The sequence below is a fragment of the Pseudomonas sp. F8002 genome, from assembly GCF_013385495.1.
In the GTDB taxonomy this organism is placed as follows: domain Bacteria; phylum Pseudomonadota; class Gammaproteobacteria; order Pseudomonadales; family Pseudomonadaceae; genus Aquipseudomonas.
The window spans coordinates 193,540-210,978 of the sequence record NZ_JACAPW010000001.1; the positions used below are offsets into that span (position 1 = coordinate 193,540).

The following is a 17,439-nucleotide window of genomic DNA, read 5'->3' on the forward strand; positions in this document are numbered from 1 at the left end:
CGAATCAGCTGTCAAAGGCATCTTGCAGCCAGTTCAGATCGGCTGTTCCCCGGGGAGTGCTTTCTATGGCAACCACATCGAAACGGCAGGGATGATCGGCCCAGCGACGCTCCTTGAGCAGGAAAAACTGCGCGGCGAGTATCAGCTTCTGGCGCTTGCGCCCGTCGATACTGGCGAGCGCGCCACCCCATTGTGCGTGTTTTCTGTAGCGGACTTCGACAAATACTACTGTATCGCCGTCAAGCATGACCAGATCAAGCTCGCCGCGTTTGCATAACCAGTTCTGCGCCAGGAGGCGCAGACCTTGTCGTTGCAGGTACTCGAGAGCTTGAAGTTCGGCGTCCTTGCCGCTTTGTGCGCTTGACCGCTCGGGCATCAGCGCGGGGTATCAGGCAGGCGCTGGATCTCGCCACCGACGAACTTCGCCCATGGCATCTGGCGGTCGACACGCTGGCTGGCGCTGACACCCAGGTTGCCCGACAGGCCGTCGACACGAGTGTCCGGCAGTGCCTTGAGCTGCCCCAGGCGCGGCGCCAGGCGGTAGGCATCCACACCCATCGCGTACAGGCGGCCAAGGCTGCCGTTGGCTTGCGGCCATTGGGCGGCGACCTGGTTGCGCAGCGGGTCGGTGGTGTTCAGCAGCCAAGGGGTTTCGCAGAACATCACGTTGGTCATGTCCAGGTACTGGTTCTTGTCGCCACTGGCGCTGAACACGTGGGACGTCGCATACACCGGCACGTCGCCAGCGTATTGGAAGTTCAGGGTCGGCTTGATCTGCTGGGCCAGTTGCGGAGTCACGGCCAGGAAGATGAACTCGATGTCCTGGCGGCGCGATGGCTGGGCGGAAACATCCGAACCTACCGTGCTTTGCAGGCTCTTGGCGCGGCCTTCGCTCTTGCGCAGCTGGAACAGGTCGGCAATCTGCTGGGCCAGGGCTACCGGCTGGTCAACGTACTCGACGCCCACCACGGTGCCGCCATTGGCTTCCCAATCCTGACGGAATGCCTTGTAGACGCGCTCGCCCCATTCGCCTTTCGGCACCATGGCGGCGGCGCGGTGCAGGCCATCGGCGCGAGCACGACGGGACACTTCACGGGCTTCGTCTTCAGCGGCCAGGCCAAACTGGAACAGTTGCGCCGGGTTCTGGTCGGCTTCGCTGTAGTTCAGGGCCAGGGTGGTGATCGGCAATTGCGGGCGTGCGCTGAGTTGCTTGACCAGCGGTTTCTCCAACGGGCCGACCACCAGTTGCACGCCGGCGGCCTGGGCCTTGGCGTAGAAGTCGTCGATGGAAGTCAGGCGCGAGCTGTCGTAGAACTCGATCACCGGCGGCTTCTGCCCGGCTTGTTCAGCCTGGTAGTGCGCGGCCATGAAGCCTTCGCGCAGCGCCTTGGCAACGCCGGCCAGCGGACCTTCCTGCGGCAGCAGCAGGGCGATCTTGTTCAGCGGCTGGCTGGCCAGTTCCTTGAGCTTGGTCAGCGGCTGCGGCAATTGCGAGGCTGCCGGGTGGCCAGGGTTCTGGGCGCGCCAGGTGTCGATGGCCGCCTGCTGTTGCTCCAGAGTGCCGGCGCCCTTGACTGCCTGGGCCAGGCTGATCCAGCCGTCCAGCGTCGGGTTGCCGCTGGCTTGCAGCTGATCGGCAGGCAAGGCGGCAATCAGTGCCCAGATGGCTTCGTGGTTGCTGTTGTAGGCATCGCCCGTCAGCAGCGGGGCCATGGCGACGCGCTCGCGGGCGGCGGCCAGGGTCTGGCCGTCGGCCTCATAGGCGCGGGCATGCACGGTGCCCGTGCGGATCTGCTGTTCAGGCGGCAGTTCCTTGAGGCTTTGCAGGCTCGGGTGATTCAAGGCCGTCAACGCTGCCTTGGGCTGGTTGCGGGCCATCGCCAGTTCAGCCGACAGGGTGCTGGCAAATACCTGCGCCGCCGGTTTCAGGACGTCCAGTGGCACCTGGGCAAGAATCTGCGCCGAGCGTCCCGGATTGTTTTGGTGGAACGCCAGGTCAGCCGCACTCAAGCGAAATAGCGCGGCTTTTTCCGGAGTCTTGGCCGAAGTCGCCTGTTCGAGCAGTTGCTCGATGCTGGCATCCGGAGTCCGGGGGAGGTCGCCAAGGCTGGACGAGGGCGAGCTGGCGCAAGCCGCCAACAGGGCAGCGAGGCAGAGGGCAGAGAACAGCCGCAGGCAAGCGATCATGTAAGTGTTCCTGATACCGATCAAATTAGCGTGGAATTGTACCCAAGCACTGGCCGGGGCGCGATGTTACTGGCGTGAAACCGTCTATTTAGGTCGTGTAAATGTTGCAGGACCCTATAGGCGGCTGAAATAGAACCCGCCCCGAGGGCATATATTCAAGGCGTCTACGCGCTACAATGTGGCTTTTGCCAACCATCGAGGTGTGCGTTTTGACTGCTCCAGGTCCTTTGAATTCCACTGCAGGCTCGCTTTTTGTCGTGGCGACGCCCATTGGCAACCTGGACGACATCAGTGCGCGTGCGCTGAAAGTGTTGCGCGACGTAAAACTGATCGCGGCTGAAGACACTCGGCACTCCCAGCGGTTGATGCAGCATTTCGGTATTCCGACCCCCTTGGCCGCCTGTCACGAACACAACGAGCGTGAAGAAGGCAGTCGTTTTATCACTCGTTTGCTGGCGGGTGATGACGTGGCGTTGATCTCGGATGCGGGTACGCCGCTGATTTCCGACCCTGGCTATCATCTGGTTCGCCAGGCGCGGGCGGCTGGTATCAATGTAGTGCCTGTTCCGGGAGCGTGCGCGCTGATTGCTGCATTGTCTGCTGCCGGCTTGCCGTCGGACCGGTTTATCTTCGAAGGCTTCCTGCCTGCCAAGGCCGTCGGGCGCCGGGCGCGCCTGGAATTGGTAAAGGAAGAGCCACGCACGCTGATCTTCTACGAAGCCCCGCACCGCATCCTTGAGTGCCTGCAAGATATGGAGCTGGTGTTCGGCGGCGATCGCCTGGCACTGCTGGCGCGGGAAATCACCAAGACCTTCGAAACCCTCAAGGGCTTGCCGCTGCAGGAACTGCGCGAATTTGTCGAGGGCGACAGCAATCAGCAGCGCGGCGAGTGCGTGGTGTTGGTGGCGGGGTGGTCGGCGCCGGAAAGCGAAGATGCGGTGGGCAGCGAGGCAATGCGCATTCTTGACCTGCTGCTCAGGGAGATGCCATTGAAGCGCGCCGCTGCATTGGCCGCGGAAATAACCGGCGTACGCAAGAACGTCCTGTATCAAGTGGCGCTGGATAAACAAAAGGGCGAATAGTTCCGGGTTCCAGCCTGCACTCCGTCTGAACATGATGGCATTAGTGTCTTTTAATACTTGTTCTAACGCCGCCGTGCCGTTAACCTGCGCGGCGGAGAGTCGATTGGACAGTCGCTGCCTTCTATGAAAATTAGAGGGGGGAGGAAAGTCCGGGCTCCATAGGGCGAAGTGCCAGGTAATGCCTGGGAGGCGTGAGCCTACGGAAAGTGCCACAGAAAATAACCGCCTAAGTACTTCGGTACCGGTAAGGGTGAAAAGGTGCGGTAAGAGCGCACCGCACGACTGGCAACAGTTCGTGGCTAGGTAAACCCCACTTGGAGCAAGACCAAATAGGGTCCCAAGGCGTGGCCCGCGCTGGGACCGGGTAGGTTGCTAAAGATGTCCAGTGATGGCCATCGTAGACGAATGACTGTTCAAGACAGAACCCGGCTTACAGATCGACTCTCCACCTTTTTTCCTTCTGTCCGAATCTCGGGCAGGAACCTGGTAGTAACGCGAGAATCCCTCCCTGCTGAATCGTCAGCAGATGCGTCTTCGTAATACCGAAAAAATCTTACTCTTAATAAATTACTTTAACTTTAAGCCTTAGCTCTTTGAGCTATTTGGTGTTGTTGAGTCAAAATCGCCGTCAAACTCTCGTTTCTCCTCCCTTTACCTTCCTAAATCTCCGTTCTGTAAGGCTTTTCCTTGAATCCGCGCCTTGACGGTGTGGTGGGCGCATTCCTATAGTGTGCGCAAGTGGCGGAAAGTGGCACAAAGTGGGTTTTTTGAACGTAAAACGCTAAAATTTGGAGAAACGCATCTGTGTTTCGCGGAGCTAACGCTATCAGTCTCGATGCAAAAGGCCGTCTCGCCATGCCGAGCCGGTATCGTGACGAGCTCATTTCGCGAAGTTCCGGGCAATTAATCATCACCATCGATGCCGTTGATCCCTGTTTATGTGTGTACCCACTCGATGAGTGGGAGCTGATTGAAACCAAGTTGCGTGCACTGCCTTCACTGCGTGAAGAGAACCGCCGCCTGCAACGCTTGCTGATTGGTAATGCCGTCGACCTCGAACTCGATGGCAGTGGTCGTTTCCTGGTTCCACCGCGTCTGCGCGAATACGCCAAATTGGACAAGCGCGCGATGCTGGTAGGCCAACTGAACAAGTTCCAATTGTGGGACGAAGATGCCTGGGATGCTGTTTCTGCAGCTGACCTGGCTGCTATTCAACAACCGGGCGCCATGCCTGATGAACTGCGTGATTTGATCCTGTGACTATTGATAGCGGCTTTAACCACATCACCGTACTGCTTGACGAAGCCGTTGAGGCTCTCGCCGTACGCGCGGATGGCTGCTATTTGGATGGCACCTTCGGCAGGGGCGGGCACAGTCGGCTGATCCTCAGTCAGCTGGGTCCGGACGGTAAGCTCCTCGGGTTCGACAAAGACCCTCAAGCGATTGCCACCGGGCAAGCGCTAGCGGCCGAAGACGGCCGCTTTGTCGTTGTGCAGCGCAGCTTTGCCGAGCTCGGTGCAGAAGTCGCCGAACGTGGCATGGCGGGCAAGGTGGCCGGGGTTCTGCTGGACCTGGGCGTGTCTTCCCCACAGCTGGACGACCCTGAGCGTGGCTTCAGTTTCATGAACGACGGCCCGCTGGACATGCGCATGGACCCAAGCCGTGGCATCAGCGCCGCGCAGTTCATCGCTACCGCTCCCCACGAAGAAATCACCCGTGTGTTCAAGGAATACGGCGAAGAGCGCTTCGCTGGCCGCATGGCGCGTGCCGTGGTCGAACGCCGGGAAATCCAGCCGTTCGAGCGCACGGCCGACCTGGCTGAGGTGCTGAAAGTCGCCAACCCTGCATGGGAAAAGGGCAAGAACCCGGCAACCCGTGCGTTCCAGGGCCTGCGTATTCACGTCAACAACGAATTGGGCGACCTGGAAGCCGGCCTCGAAGCCGCCCTGGAAGCCCTGGAAGTGGGTGGTCGCCTGGTGGTGATCAGCTTCCACTCCCTGGAAGACCGTATCGTAAAATTGTTCATGCGTCGCCTGGTCAAGGGCGAGTCCGACAACCTGCCGCGCAACCTGCCGGTGCGTTACGAAGCTTTTGTGCCGAAAATCAAAATCCATGGCAAAGCGCAGTTCGCTTCCGAAGCCGAACTCAAGGCCAACCCACGTGCCCGTAGCGCTGTCATGCGCGTTGCGGAGAAGTTGCGGTGAGCAAACTTTTCGCCAAGCCCCTCCCGGGCGGCAGCTTCTTTATGTTGCTGCTATTTGTTGGCGTGCTGGTGTCCGCGATTGCGGTGTCCTACAGCGCCCATTACAACCGCCAACTGCTCAATACCCTGTACGGGGAGTTGAGCGTGCGCGACAAGGCGCAGGCGGAGTGGGGCCGGTTGATCCTCGAGCAAAGTACCTGGACGGCCCACAGCCGCATCGAAGTGCTGGCCACTGAACAACTGAAGATGCACATCCCGGGCGCTGCAGAAGTTCGCATGGTGGCGCCATGATGAAACTCGAGGGCGCACTCTACCCGTGGCGTTTCCGCGTAGTGCTGGGGTTGCTGGCACTGATGGTGGGCGCGATTGCCTGGCGGATTATCGACCTGCAAGTGGTGGACCGTGACTTCCTGATCGGCCAGGGCGATGCCCGTAGCCTGCGGCATATCCCGATTCCTGCACACCGCGGCCTGATCACCGACCGTAACGGCGAGCCCCTGGCCGTCAGTACCCCGGTGACCACCCTGTGGGCCAACGCCAAGGAAATGCAGACCGCCAAGGACAAATGGCCGGAACTCGCTGCTGCCCTGGGCCAGGACCCGAAAGCCCTGAGCGAACGCCTCGAAGCCCAGGCCAATAAAGAATTCATCTACCTGGTTCGCGGGCTCACCCCCGAACAAGGCCAGCAAGTACTCGACCTTAAAGTCCCCGGTGTCTACGGCATCGAGGAATTTCGGCGTTTCTACCCGGCCGGCGAAACCACTGCCCATATGGTGGGTTTCACCGACATTGATGATCACGGTCGCGAAGGCGTGGAACTCGCCTACGACGAATGGCTGGCCGGGGTTCCCGGCAAGCGACAGGTCATCAAGGATCGGCGCGGCAGACTGATCAAGGATGTCCAGGTCACCAAAAACGCCAAGGCCGGTAAGCCCTTGGCGTTGTCGATTGACCTGCGCCTGCAATACCTGGCCAACCGTGAGCTGCGTAACGCGATCATCGAGAACGGTGCGAAAGCCGGCAGCCTGGTGATCATGGACGTGAAGACCGGCGAGATTCTCGCCATGGTCAACCAGCCGACCTACAACCCCAACAACCGTCGCAACCTGCAACCGGCGATGATGCGCAACCGCGCCATGATCGACGTGTTCGAGCCGGGTTCGACCATGAAAGCCATTTCCATGAGTGCCGCCCTGGAAACCGGGCGCTGGAAACCGGCCGACAAGGTCGAGGTTTACCCGGGCACATTGCAGCTGGGCAAATACACCATTCGTGACGTGTCGCGCACCGAAGGTCCGGTGCTGGATTTGACAGGTATCCTGATCAACTCCAGTAACGTGGGCATGAGTAAAGTCGCCTTCGATATCGGCGGCGAAGCCATCTACCACCTCGCGCAGAAAGTCGGCCTGGGGCAACCCACCGGCCTGGACTTCCCGGGCGAGCGTGTGGGTAACCTGCCGAACTACCGTGACTGGAAAAAGGCCGAAACCGCCACGCTTTCCTATGGTTATGGCCTGTCGGTGACAGCCATCCAACTGGCCCACGCCTTCTCGGTGCTGGCCAACAACGGCCGCATGGTGCCGCTGAGCCTGATCCACCTGGACGAGGCGCCGCCTGCGACCCAGGTGATCCCGGAAAACGTCGCGAAGACCATGCAAGGCATGCTGCAACAAGTGATCGAAGCACCGCGTGGCGTGTTCCGTGCCCAGGTGCCGGCGTATCACGTGGCAGGCAAGTCCGGTACCGCGCGTAAAACCGCCGTGGGCACCAAGGGCTACGCCGAAAACTCCTACCGCTCGCTGTTCGCAGGCTTCGGCCCGATGAGCGATCCGCGCTACGCCATCGTCGTGGTGATCGATGAGCCGAGCAAAGCCGGTTACTTCGGTGGCCTGGTATCGGCGCCGGTGTTCAGCAAGGTGATGTCCGGGACGTTGCGCCTGATGAACATCACACCGGACAACCTGCCGGCTACCCAACAAGCGAACGCCGGCCCCCCGGCCGCTGCTGTAAAAGCCAATGGAGGGCGCGGCTGATGTCTCTGAGCCTGAACAAGATTTTTGCCCACGCCGGCCGCGATCTGCTGATTCGCGAGTTGACCCTGGACAGCCGTAATGTGCGTGCCGGCGACCTGTTCCTGGCAGTGCCGGGTGGCAAGTTCGACGGCCGTGACCATATCGCCGACGCGCTGCAACGCGGCGCTGCGGCAGTGGCCTATGAAGTGGAAGGCGCCACCGTGCTGCCGATCACCGACGTGCCTTTGATTCCGGTCAAGGGCCTGGCTGCGCAACTGTCGGACATCGCCGGGCGCTTTTATGGCGACCCGAGCCGCACCCTGAACCTGGTGGGCGTGACCGGTACCAACGGCAAGACCAGCGTGACCCAACTGGTCGCCCAGGCGCTTGACCTGCTGGGTCAGCATTGCGGCATCGTGGGCACCCTGGGCACCGGTTTCTACGGCGCGCTGCAAAGCGGGCTGCACACCACGCCTAACCCGATTGCCGTGCAAGCGACCCTGGCCGACCTGAAAAAGGCCGGTGCCAAGGCGGTTGCCATGGAAGTCTCGTCCCACGGTCTGGACCAGGGGCGCGTGACTGCCCTGGCGTTCGACGTGGCGGTGATGACCAACCTGTCCCGCGATCACCTGGATTACCACGGGACCATGGAGGCCTACGCCGCCACCAAGGCCCGGTTGTTTGCCTGGAATGACCTGAAGTGCCGGGTGGTCAACCTGGACGACGAATTCGGTCGCCAACTGGCCGCCGCCCAAGGCGACGGCCGCCTGATCAGCTACAGCCTGGAAGACTCCAGCGCCTACCTGTATTGCCGTGAAGCCACCTTTGATGACGAAGGCGTGCGCGCCACGCTGGTTACGCCGCAGGGCGAGCACCATTTGCGCAGCACCTTGCTCGGGCGTTTCAACCTGAGCAACGTATTGGCCGCCGTCGGTGCCTTGCTTGGCCTGGATTACGCCCTCGACGAAATCCTGCGGGTGTTGCCGAAGCTCGAAGGCCCGGCCGGTCGCATGCAGCGCCTCGGCGGCGGCACCCAGCCGCTGGTGGTGGTCGATTACGCCCACACGCCGGACGCCCTGGAAAAAATCCTGCAGGCCCTGCGCCCCCACGCCAAGGGTAAATTGCTGTGCCTGTTCGGCTGTGGCGGTGACCGCGATCGCGGCAAGCGCCCGCTGATGGCGGAAATCGTCGAGCGCCTGGCCGACGGTGTGCTCGTGACTGACGACAACCCGCGCAGCGAAGACCCAAGCCAGATTTTCGATGACATTCGTGTCGGCTTTAAAGATGCGTCCAAGGCGACGTTCGTCGCCGGTCGCGGTGCAGCCATCGCCCAATTGATCGCCGGCGCAAGTGCTGACGACGTGGTGGTGCTGGCCGGTAAAGGTCACGAGGACTATCAGGAAATCAACGGCGAACGCCACGCCTTCTCCGATCTGGTCGAGGCTGATCACGCCCTGACCGCGTGGGAGGTGGCCCATGCTTAAGCCGCTTAAATTCAGCGAACTGACCCAGGCCTTGTCGGCCCGCGTGCTGTCGGCTGATTGCAGCTTTGATGGCGTCAGCATCGACAGCCGGACGATCAAGCCCGGGCAACTGTTTGTCGCCTTGGCCGGCCCGAGCTTCGATGGCCATGACTACCTGAATGACGTCGCTGCCAAAGGCGCTGTCGGCGCTCTGGTGCAGCGCGAAGTCGCTGACTCGACGCTGCCACAATTGCTGGTCGCCGACACCCGCCTGGCCCTCGGCCAACTGGGGGCGCTGAACCGTGCCGCCTTCACCAAGCCTGTTGCGGCGATCACCGGTTCCAGCGGCAAGACCACGGTCAAGGAGCTGCTGGCCGGCATCCTGCGCACGCGCGGCCCGGTCCTGGCGACCCGTGGCAACCTGAACAATGACTTCGGCGCTCCGCTGACCCTGCTCGAACTGGCCCCGGAACACACGGCGGCCGTCATTGAGCTGGGTGCTTCGCGCATCGGCGAAATCGCCTACACCGTGGCCATGACCAAGCCTCATGTCGCGGTGATCAGCAACGCCGGTACTGCCCACGTCGGCGAGTTTGGCGGCCCTGAAAAGATCGTCGAAGCCAAGGGCGAAATCATCGAAGGCCTCGACGCATCCGGCACTGCCGTGCTGAACCTCGATGACAAGGCCTTCGAAACCTGGCGTGTACGCGCCGCCGGTCGCAAGGTGTTGAGCTTCGCGGTGCACAACGCCGCTGCCGATTTCCATGCCTCGAATATCAAGGCCGACGCCCGTGGCTGCCCGTCCTTCACCCTGCATACCCCGCAAGGTGACGAGCACGTACAACTGAACCTGCTGGGCAACCACAACGTCGCCAATGCCCTGGCTGCCGCCGCCGCCGCCCACGTGCTGGGCGTGTCGTTGTTTGGCATCGCCACCGGCCTTGGCGCCGTGCAACCGGTCAAGGGCCGCACCGTCGCGCAACTGGCCAGCAACGGCATGCGCGTGATTGATGACACCTACAACGCCAACCAGTCCTCGATCTGTGCCGCCATCGACCTGCTGACCGGTTTCGCCGGTCGCAAGGTGCTGGTGCTGGGGGATATCGCCGAGCTGGGCGAGTGGGCCGAACAGTCTCACCGTGAAGTCGGCGCGTACGCAACTGGCAAGGTCGATGCCCTGTACGCCGTTGGCCCGAACATGCTGCACGCCGTGGACACCTTCGGGCCGGGCGCCAGGCATTTCGCCAGCCAGGCCGAACTGATCCAGGCACTGAGTGCGGCTGAACAAGACAAACACACCACTATTTTGATCAAGGGATCGCGCAGCGCGGTGATGGAAAACGTCGTCGCGGCCTTGTGTGGCTCAAGTACGGAGAAACATTAATGCTGCTGCTGCTGGCTGAGTATCTGCAACAGTTCCACAAAGGCTTCGCGGTCTTTCAGTACCTGACCCTGCGCGGGATCCTGGGTGTGCTGACCGCGCTGTCGTTGTCGCTGTTCCTCGGGCCATGGATGATCCGTACCCTGCAAAACCTGCAGATTGGCCAGTCGGTACGCAACGACGGCCCGCAGTCGCACCTGTCCAAATCCGGCACCCCGACCATGGGCGGCGCGTTGATCCTGTCGTCCATCGGCATCAGTACGCTGCTGTGGGCTGACCTGCATAACCGTTATGTCTGGACCGTGCTGCTGGTGACCCTGCTGTTCGGCGCCATCGGTTGGGTAGATGACTACCGCAAGGTGATCGAGAAGAACTCCAAGGGGCTGCCAAGCCGCTGGAAGTATTTCTGGCAGTCGGTGTTCGGCCTCGGCGCGGCGATCTTCCTGTTCATGACTGCGCCAAGCGCGGTGGAAACCACCCTGATCATCCCGATGCTCAAGGACGCCAGCATTCCACTGGGCGTCGGCTTCGTGGTGCTGACCTACTTCGTGATCGTCGGCTCCAGCAACGCGGTCAACCTGACGGACGGCCTCGACGGCCTGGCGATCATGCCGACGGTGATGGTGGGCGGTGCCCTCGGCATCTTCTGCTACCTGTCGGGTAACGTGAAATTCGCTGAGTACCTGCTGATCCCGTATGTACCGGGCGCAGGCGAACTGATTGTGTTCTGCGGCGCGTTGATCGGTGCGGGCCTGGGCTTCCTGTGGTTCAACACCTACCCCGCACAAGTCTTCATGGGCGACGTCGGCGCACTGGCGCTGGGCGCGGCCCTGGGCACCATCGCGGTGATCGTCCGCCAGGAAATCGTCCTGTTCATCATGGGCGGTGTGTTCGTGATGGAAACCCTGTCGGTGGTGATCCAGGTTGCCTCCTTCAAATTGACCGGGCGCCGCGTATTCCGCATGGCGCCGATTCACCACCACTTTGAACTCAAGGGCTGGCCTGAGCCGCGGGTGATTGTCCGTTTCTGGATTATCACCGTGATTCTGGTTCTGTTCGGCCTTGCCACCCTGAAACTGAGGTAGAAACGAGTGTCCCTGATCGCTTCAGACCACTTCCGCATCGTTGTCGGCCTCGGCAAGAGCGGCATGTCCCTGGTTCGCTTCCTGGCGAACCGGGGCACGTCGTTTGCCGTGGCCGATACGCGGGAAAATCCGCCGGAGCTGGTCACGCTGCGCCGTGACTACCCGCACGTGGAAGTGCGTTGTGGCGAGCTGAATGTCGAGTTTCTGTGCCGTGCCGATGAGCTCTACGTGAGCCCCGGCCTGGCCCTGGCGACCCCGGCCCTGCAAGCGGCGGCGGCCCGTGGCGTGAAGTTGTCCGGCGATATCGAGCTGTTCGCGCGTAACGCGAAGGCGCCGATCGTGGCCATCAGCGGTTCCAATGCCAAAAGCACCGTGACCACCCTGGTGGGCGAGATGGCGGCTGCGGCCGGCAAGCGCGTGGCCGTGGGCGGCAACCTCGGCACGCCGGCGCTGGACCTGCTCAACGACGACGTCGAGCTGTACGTGATGGAGCTGTCGAGCTTCCAGCTGGAAACCACTGACCAGCTCAACGCCGAAGTGGCCACCGTGCTCAACGTCAGCGAAGACCACATGGACCGCTACAGCGGTCTGCCGGCCTATCACCTGGCCAAGCACCGGATCTTCCGTGGCGCGCGGCAAGTGGTGGTGAACCGTCAGGATGCCCTGAGCCGTCCGCTGATCGGCGAAGGTCTGCCGTGCTGGACCTTCGGCCTGAACAAGCCTGACTTCAAGGCCTTCGGCCTTCGGGAAGAGAACGGCGAGAAATACCTGGCCTTCGAATTCCAGAACCTGATGCCGGTGCGCGAACTGAAAATCCGTGGTGCCCACAACCAGGCCAACGCCCTGGCGGCGCTGGCGCTCGGTCACGCAGTTGGCTTGCCGTTCGACGCCATGCTCTCGGCCCTGCGCAGCTTTGCCGGCCTTGAGCATCGCTGCCAGTGGGTTCGCGAGCTGGATGGCGTTGGCTATTACAACGATTCCAAGGCCACCAACGTCGGTGCGGCACTCGCTGCCATCGAAGGTTTGGGTGCCGACATTCAGGGCAAGGTCGTGCTGATCGCCGGTGGCGACGGCAAGGGTGCCGACTTCAAGGACCTTAAAGGCCCGGTCGCCGCCAACTGCCGCGCCGTGGTGTTGATGGGCCGTGATTCCGGCCTGATCGCCGATGCCCTGGGCGACGCCGTACCGCAGGTGCGCGCGCAGTCCCTGGACGATGCCATCGCCCAATCCAAAGCCTTGGCTCAGCCGGGCGATGTGGTGCTGCTGTCGCCTGCCTGCGCCAGTTTCGACATGTTCAAGAACTACGAAGAGCGCGGCCAGCTGTTCGCCCGCGCCGTGGAGGCCTTGGCATGAGTATCAATTTCCGTAACATCATCAAGCCGTACCCGTCGCCGATCATTACCGGGCGCGGTATCGACCTTGATTTCCCGATGCTTGCCGGTTGCCTCGCGCTGCTGGGCCTGGGCCTGGTGATGATCACCTCGGCCTCCTCGGAAGTGGCTGCGGTGCAATCGGGCAACACCCTGTACATGATGATCCGTCACCTGGTGTACCTGGTGATTGGCCTTGGCGCATGCATCGTCACCATGATGATCCCGATCGCCACCTGGCAGCGCCTGGGTTGGCTGATGCTGGTGGGCGCCTTCGGCCTGTTGGTGATGGTGATCCTGCCCGGCATCGGGCGTGAGGTGAACGGTTCGATGCGCTGGATCGGCTTCGGTGCGTTCAACGTGCAGCCCTCGGAAATCGCCAAGGTGTTCGTGGTGATCTACCTCGCCGGCTACCTGGTGCGGCGCCAGAAAGAAGTACGCGAAAGCTGGATGGGCTTCTTCAAGCCGTTCATCGTGCTGCTGCCCATGGCCGGCCTGTTGCTGATGGAGCCGGACTTCGGTGCCACCGTTGTAATGATGGGCGCGGCGGCGGCGATGCTGTTCCTCGGCGGCGTCGGCCTGTTCCGCTTCACCCTGATGGTGGTGCTGGCGGTGGCCGCCGTGACCATTCTGGTGCAGGCGCAACCCTACCGGATGGCCCGTCTGATTACCTTTACCGACCCGTGGTCCGATCAGTTCGGTTCCGGCTACCAGTTGACCCAGGCGTTGATCGCCTTCGGTCGCGGCGAGTGGCTGGGCGTGGGCCTGGGCAACAGCGTGCAGAAGCAGTTCTACCTGCCGGAAGCCCACACCGACTTCGTGTTCTCGGTACTCGCCGAAGAGCTGGGCGTGGTCGGTTCGCTGTGCACCGTCGCGCTGTTCGTGTTCGTGTGTGTTCGCGGCATGTACATCGGCTTGTGGGCCGAAAAGGCCAAGCAATATTTCGCCGCCTACGTGGCGTACGGCTTGTCGTTCCTGTGGATCGGCCAGTTCCTGATCAACATCGGGGTGAACGTCGGCCTGCTGCCGACCAAGGGCCTGACCTTGCCGTTCCTCAGTTACGGCGGCAGCTCGTTGGTGATTTGCTGCGCCTGTCTCGGGTTGTTGCTGCGCATCGAGTGGGAGAGTCGGACCCACCTGGGCAGCGAAGAGATGGAGTTCAGCGAAAGCGACTTCGCCGAGGAGCCGAACCATGGGCGCTAACGTGCTGATCATGGCAGGCGGCACCGGTGGCCACGTGTTCCCGGCGCTGGCCTGTGCCCGTGAGTTCCAGAACCGTGGCTACACCGTGCATTGGCTCGGTACGCCGCGGGGCATCGAAAACGATCTGGTACCGAATGCCGGCTTGCCGCTGCATTTGATCAACGTCACCGGCTTGCGTGGCAAGGGCAAATTGTCCCTGCTGAAGGCGCCGTTCGTGTTGCTCAAGGCCGTGTGGCAAGCGCGCAAGGTGATCCGCGAAGTGAAGCCGGTATGCGTGCTGGGCTTTGGTGGCTACGTGACCGGCCCGGGCGGTGTTGCGGCAAGACTCGCCGGCGTGCCAGTGATCGTCCACGAGCAGAATGCCGTGGCCGGCACTGCCAACCGCCTGCTGGTGCCCTTGGCTGCACGGGTATGCGAGGCGTTTCCGAAGACCTTTGGTGCCGCGGACAAGCTGCGTACCACCGGCAACCCGGTGCGTACCGAACTGTTCATGGACATCGCCCGCCAGCCATTGGCCGGTCGCAAGGCGCACCTGTTGATCCTGGGCGGAAGCCTGGGCGCCGAACCGTTGAACAAATTGCTGCCTGAAGCGGTGTCGCAACTCCCCGTGGAGTTGCGCCCGGAGATCTTCCATCAGGCCGGCAAGAACCACGATGAAGTGACCGCCACGCGTTATCGCGATGCGGGTGTGGAGGCGAATGTGCAGCCCTTCATCAAAGACATGGCCCAAGCCTATGGCTGGGCCGACCTGGTGGTCTGTCGCGCAGGTGCGTTGACCGTCAGTGAACTGGCCGCCGCCGGTCTGCCGTCCTTGCTGGTGCCTTTGCCCCACGCGATCGACGATCACCAGACCCGCAACGCCGAATATTTGGCCGGGGAGGGCGCTGCCTTCCTGCTGCCGCAAAGAACGACTGGCGCCGCCGATTTGGCCGCACGCCTGACCGAGGTTTTGATGCAACCGGAACGACTGAACAGCATGGCGAGCACCGCAAGCCGCCTGGCCAAACCTGACGCAACCCGCACCGTGGTCGATATCTGCCTGGAGGTGGCCCATGGTTGAGAATCAGAAAGCCATGCCACAGCCGGAAATGCGCCGCATCCGTCGCATCCACTTCGTCGGTATCGGCGGCGTGGGCATGTGCGGGATCGCCGAAGTGTTGCTGAACCTGGGTTACCAGGTGTCCGGCTCCGACCTGAAAATGTCGCCGGTCACCGAGCGCCTGGAATCGTTTGGCGCAAAAATCTTTATCGGCCACCGCGCCGAGAACGCTGCCGAAGCCGACGTGCTGGTGGTCTCCAGTGCCGTGAACACCTCCAACCCGGAAGTGGCCACCGCCCTTGAACGCCGCATTCCCGTAGTGCCGCGTGCCGAAATGCTGGCTGAGCTGATGCGCTACCGCCACGGCATCGCCGTCGCCGGTACCCACGGCAAGACCACCACCACCAGCCTGATCGCCTCGGTGTTCGCCGCCGGTGGCCTGGACCCGACGTTCGTCATCGGTGGCCGCCTGAATGCAGCCGGCACCAATGCACAGCTTGGTACCAGCCGTTACCTGATCGCCGAAGCCGATGAAAGCGACGCCAGCTTCCTGCACCTGCAACCGCTGGTGGCCGTGGTGACCAACATCGACGCCGACCACATGGCGACCTACGACGGTGACTTCAACAAACTGAAGAAAACCTTCGTCGAGTTCCTGCACAACCTGCCGTTCTACGGTCTGGCCGTGGTGTGCCTGGACGATCCGGTGGTGCGCGAAATCCTGCCGCTGGTGAAGCGTCCGACCGTGACCTACGGCTTCAGCGAAGACTGCGACGTGCGCGCGATCAATGTGCGCCAGCAAGGCATGCAGACTTTCTTCACCGTGCTGCGTCCTGACCGCGAGCCGCTGGATGTCTCGGTGAACATGCCGGGCAACCACAACGTACTCAACTCCCTGGCGACCATCTGCATCGCCTCCGACGAAGGCGTCAGCGATGAAGCCATCGTCGAAGGCCTGTCGGGTTTTGCCGGCGTGGGTCGTCGCTTCCAGGTCTACGGCGAACTGCCGGTGGACGGCGGCAACGTGATGCTGGTGGACGACTACGGTCACCACCCGACCGAAGTGGCAGCGGTGATCAAGGCCGTACGCGGTGGTTGGCCGGAACGCCGCCTGGTGATGGTGTACCAGCCGCACCGCTACAGCCGTACCCGCGACCTGTACGACGATTTCGTCAATGTACTGGCGGATGCCAACGTGTTGCTGCTGATGGAAGTCTACCCGGCCGGTGAAGAACCGATCCCGGGTGCCGACAGCCGCAAGCTGTGCAACAGCATCCGTCAACGCGGCCAGTTGGACCCGATCTACATCGAGCGTGGTGTGGACCTGGCGCCGATCGTCAAGCCGCTGCTGCGTGCCGGCGACATCCTGCTGTGCCAGGGTGCCGGTGACATCGGTGGCCTCGCCCCTAAATTGCTGGCAAGCCCGCTGTTTGCCGCCGCACAGGGGAAGTCGAAATGACGACTGACTACGGCTCCCTGTTCTCGACCATTCAACCTGCCGACTTCGGCCGGGTTGCGGTGCTGTTCGGTGGCAAGAGCGCTGAGCGTGAAGTGTCGCTGAAGTCCGGCAATGCCGTGCTGGAAGCGCTGCAAAGTGCCGGTGTGAATGCGTTCGGCATCGACGTGGGTGATGACTTCCTGTCGCGCCTGCAGGCCGAGAAGATCGACCGCGCCTTCATCATTCTTCACGGCCGTGGCGGTGAAGACGGCAGCATGCAGGGCCTGCTGGAGTGCCTGGGCATTCCGTATACCGGCAGCGGCATCCTCGCTTCGGCCCTGGCCATGGACAAGTTGCGGACCAAGCAGGTGTGGCACAGCCTGGGTATTCCGACCCCGCGTCACAGCGTGCTGTGCAGCGAAGACGATTGTATTTCTGCAGCCAAGGAACTGGGCCTGCCTTTGATCGTCAAACCAGCCCATGAAGGCTCCAGTATCGGCATGGCTAAAGTGAACTCAGCCGCCGAATTGATTGACGCATGGAAAGCGGCCAGTACCTACGATTCGCAAGTGTTGGTGGAACAGTGGATTCAAGGTCCCGAGTTCACCATCGCTACTCTGCGTGGCCAGGTATTGCCGCCCATCGCATTGGGCACGCCCCACACCTTTTACGACTACGACGCCAAGTATGTGGCCTCCGATACCCAGTACCGGATCCCGTGCGGCCTCGACGCAGCCAAGGAACAGGAATTGATGGACCTCACGGCGAAAGCCTGTGAGGCGCTGGGTATCGCCGGTTGGGCGCGGGCAGACGTGATGCAGGATGACGAGGGGAACTTCTGGTTCCTGGAAGTCAACACTGCACCCGGGATGACCGACCACAGCCTGGTACCCATGGCCGCTCGTGCCGCCGGCCTGGATTTCCAGCAGTTGGTGCTGGCGATCCTGGCAGCAAGCATAGAGCCACGAGGCTAAGA

General features: G+C 62.1%; 15 protein-coding genes and 1 other RNA gene. 14 read left to right on the plus strand and 2 right to left on the minus strand.

Features of this window, described 5'->3' with window-relative positions; all coding sequences use genetic code 11:
- Positions 1-4: 4 nt before the first annotated feature.
- Complete coding sequence (locus HX811_RS00940) at positions 5-376, minus strand: YraN family protein (RefSeq protein ID WP_003216193.1); 372 nt, start codon at positions 374-376, stop codon at positions 5-7.
- Positions 376-2,187 (minus strand): penicillin-binding protein activator, encoded by a 1,812-nt coding sequence (locus tag HX811_RS00945; RefSeq protein WP_177044378.1) that lies wholly within the window; start codon positions 2,185-2,187, stop codon positions 376-378. Before HX811_RS00945 ends, HX811_RS00940 begins: the two co-directional genes overlap by 1 nt.
- 176 nt (positions 2,188-2,363) lie before the next feature.
- Here HX811_RS00945 and rsmI point away from each other — a divergent pair, with 176 nt between their 5' ends.
- The 14 genes from rsmI (at position 2,364) to HX811_RS01015 (ending at position 17,437) form a co-directional block, all read left to right on the plus strand.
- Positions 2,364-3,269: a 16S rRNA (cytidine(1402)-2'-O)-methyltransferase gene (gene rsmI, locus HX811_RS00950; RefSeq protein ID WP_177044380.1), complete on the plus strand. Its 906-nt coding sequence runs from the start codon at positions 2,364-2,366 to the stop codon at positions 3,267-3,269.
- Between the two features lie 95 nt (positions 3,270-3,364).
- Positions 3,365-3,718, plus strand: an RNA gene (rnpB, locus tag HX811_RS00955) — RNase P RNA component class A.
- A 355-nt stretch (positions 3,719-4,073) separates the two neighbouring features.
- Positions 4,074-4,529, plus strand: coding sequence for a division/cell wall cluster transcriptional repressor MraZ (mraZ, locus tag HX811_RS00960; RefSeq protein WP_003171868.1), 456 nt, complete (start codon positions 4,074-4,076; stop codon positions 4,527-4,529).
- A complete protein-coding gene (gene rsmH, locus HX811_RS00965) occupies positions 4,526-5,473 on the plus strand; it encodes a 16S rRNA (cytosine(1402)-N(4))-methyltransferase RsmH (protein WP_003216201.1) in 948 nt (315 codons plus the stop codon). Before mraZ ends, rsmH begins: the two co-directional genes overlap by 4 nt.
- Positions 5,470-5,763: a cell division protein FtsL gene (gene ftsL / locus HX811_RS00970; RefSeq protein WP_003216203.1), complete on the plus strand. Its 294-nt coding sequence runs from the start codon at positions 5,470-5,472 to the stop codon at positions 5,761-5,763. The genes rsmH and ftsL overlap by 4 nt, the downstream gene beginning before the upstream one ends.
- Positions 5,763-7,505, plus strand: a complete 1,743-nt coding sequence (locus tag HX811_RS00975) for a penicillin-binding protein 2 (protein ID WP_166742205.1) — start codon at positions 5,763-5,765, stop codon at positions 7,503-7,505. Before ftsL ends, HX811_RS00975 begins: the two co-directional genes overlap by 1 nt.
- Positions 7,505-8,968 (plus strand): UDP-N-acetylmuramoyl-L-alanyl-D-glutamate--2,6-diaminopimelate ligase, encoded by a 1,464-nt coding sequence (locus HX811_RS00980; protein ID WP_003216207.1) that lies wholly within the window; start codon positions 7,505-7,507, stop codon positions 8,966-8,968. The genes HX811_RS00975 and HX811_RS00980 overlap by 1 nt, the downstream gene beginning before the upstream one ends.
- On the plus strand, positions 8,961-10,331 hold the full coding sequence (murF, locus tag HX811_RS00985; RefSeq protein ID WP_177021828.1) for a UDP-N-acetylmuramoyl-tripeptide--D-alanyl-D-alanine ligase: 1,371 nt from the start codon (positions 8,961-8,963) through the stop codon (positions 10,329-10,331). The genes HX811_RS00980 and murF overlap by 8 nt, the downstream gene beginning before the upstream one ends.
- The gene (mraY, locus tag HX811_RS00990; protein WP_008434230.1) at positions 10,331-11,413 is read left to right on the plus strand and encodes a phospho-N-acetylmuramoyl-pentapeptide-transferase; all 1,083 of its coding nucleotides are present in this window, start codon (positions 10,331-10,333) and stop codon (positions 11,411-11,413) included. Before murF ends, mraY begins: the two co-directional genes overlap by 1 nt.
- A gap of 6 nt (positions 11,414-11,419) precedes the next feature.
- The gene (murD, locus tag HX811_RS00995; RefSeq protein ID WP_177044381.1) at positions 11,420-12,766 is read left to right on the plus strand and encodes a UDP-N-acetylmuramoyl-L-alanine--D-glutamate ligase; all 1,347 of its coding nucleotides are present in this window, start codon (positions 11,420-11,422) and stop codon (positions 12,764-12,766) included.
- Positions 12,763-13,986, plus strand: coding sequence for a putative lipid II flippase FtsW (gene ftsW, locus HX811_RS01000; RefSeq protein WP_003216215.1), 1,224 nt, complete (start codon positions 12,763-12,765; stop codon positions 13,984-13,986). Before murD ends, ftsW begins: the two co-directional genes overlap by 4 nt.
- On the plus strand, positions 13,976-15,046 hold the full coding sequence (gene murG / locus HX811_RS01005) for an undecaprenyldiphospho-muramoylpentapeptide beta-N-acetylglucosaminyltransferase (protein ID WP_003216217.1): 1,071 nt from the start codon (positions 13,976-13,978) through the stop codon (positions 15,044-15,046). Before ftsW ends, murG begins: the two co-directional genes overlap by 11 nt.
- Positions 15,039-16,484 (plus strand): UDP-N-acetylmuramate--L-alanine ligase, encoded by a 1,446-nt coding sequence (gene murC / locus HX811_RS01010; protein ID WP_003216219.1) that lies wholly within the window; start codon positions 15,039-15,041, stop codon positions 16,482-16,484. Before murG ends, murC begins: the two co-directional genes overlap by 8 nt.
- Positions 16,481-17,437: a D-alanine--D-alanine ligase gene (locus HX811_RS01015; protein ID WP_177044383.1), complete on the plus strand. Its 957-nt coding sequence runs from the start codon at positions 16,481-16,483 to the stop codon at positions 17,435-17,437. The genes murC and HX811_RS01015 overlap by 4 nt, the downstream gene beginning before the upstream one ends.
- Positions 17,438-17,439 lie beyond the last annotated feature (2 nt).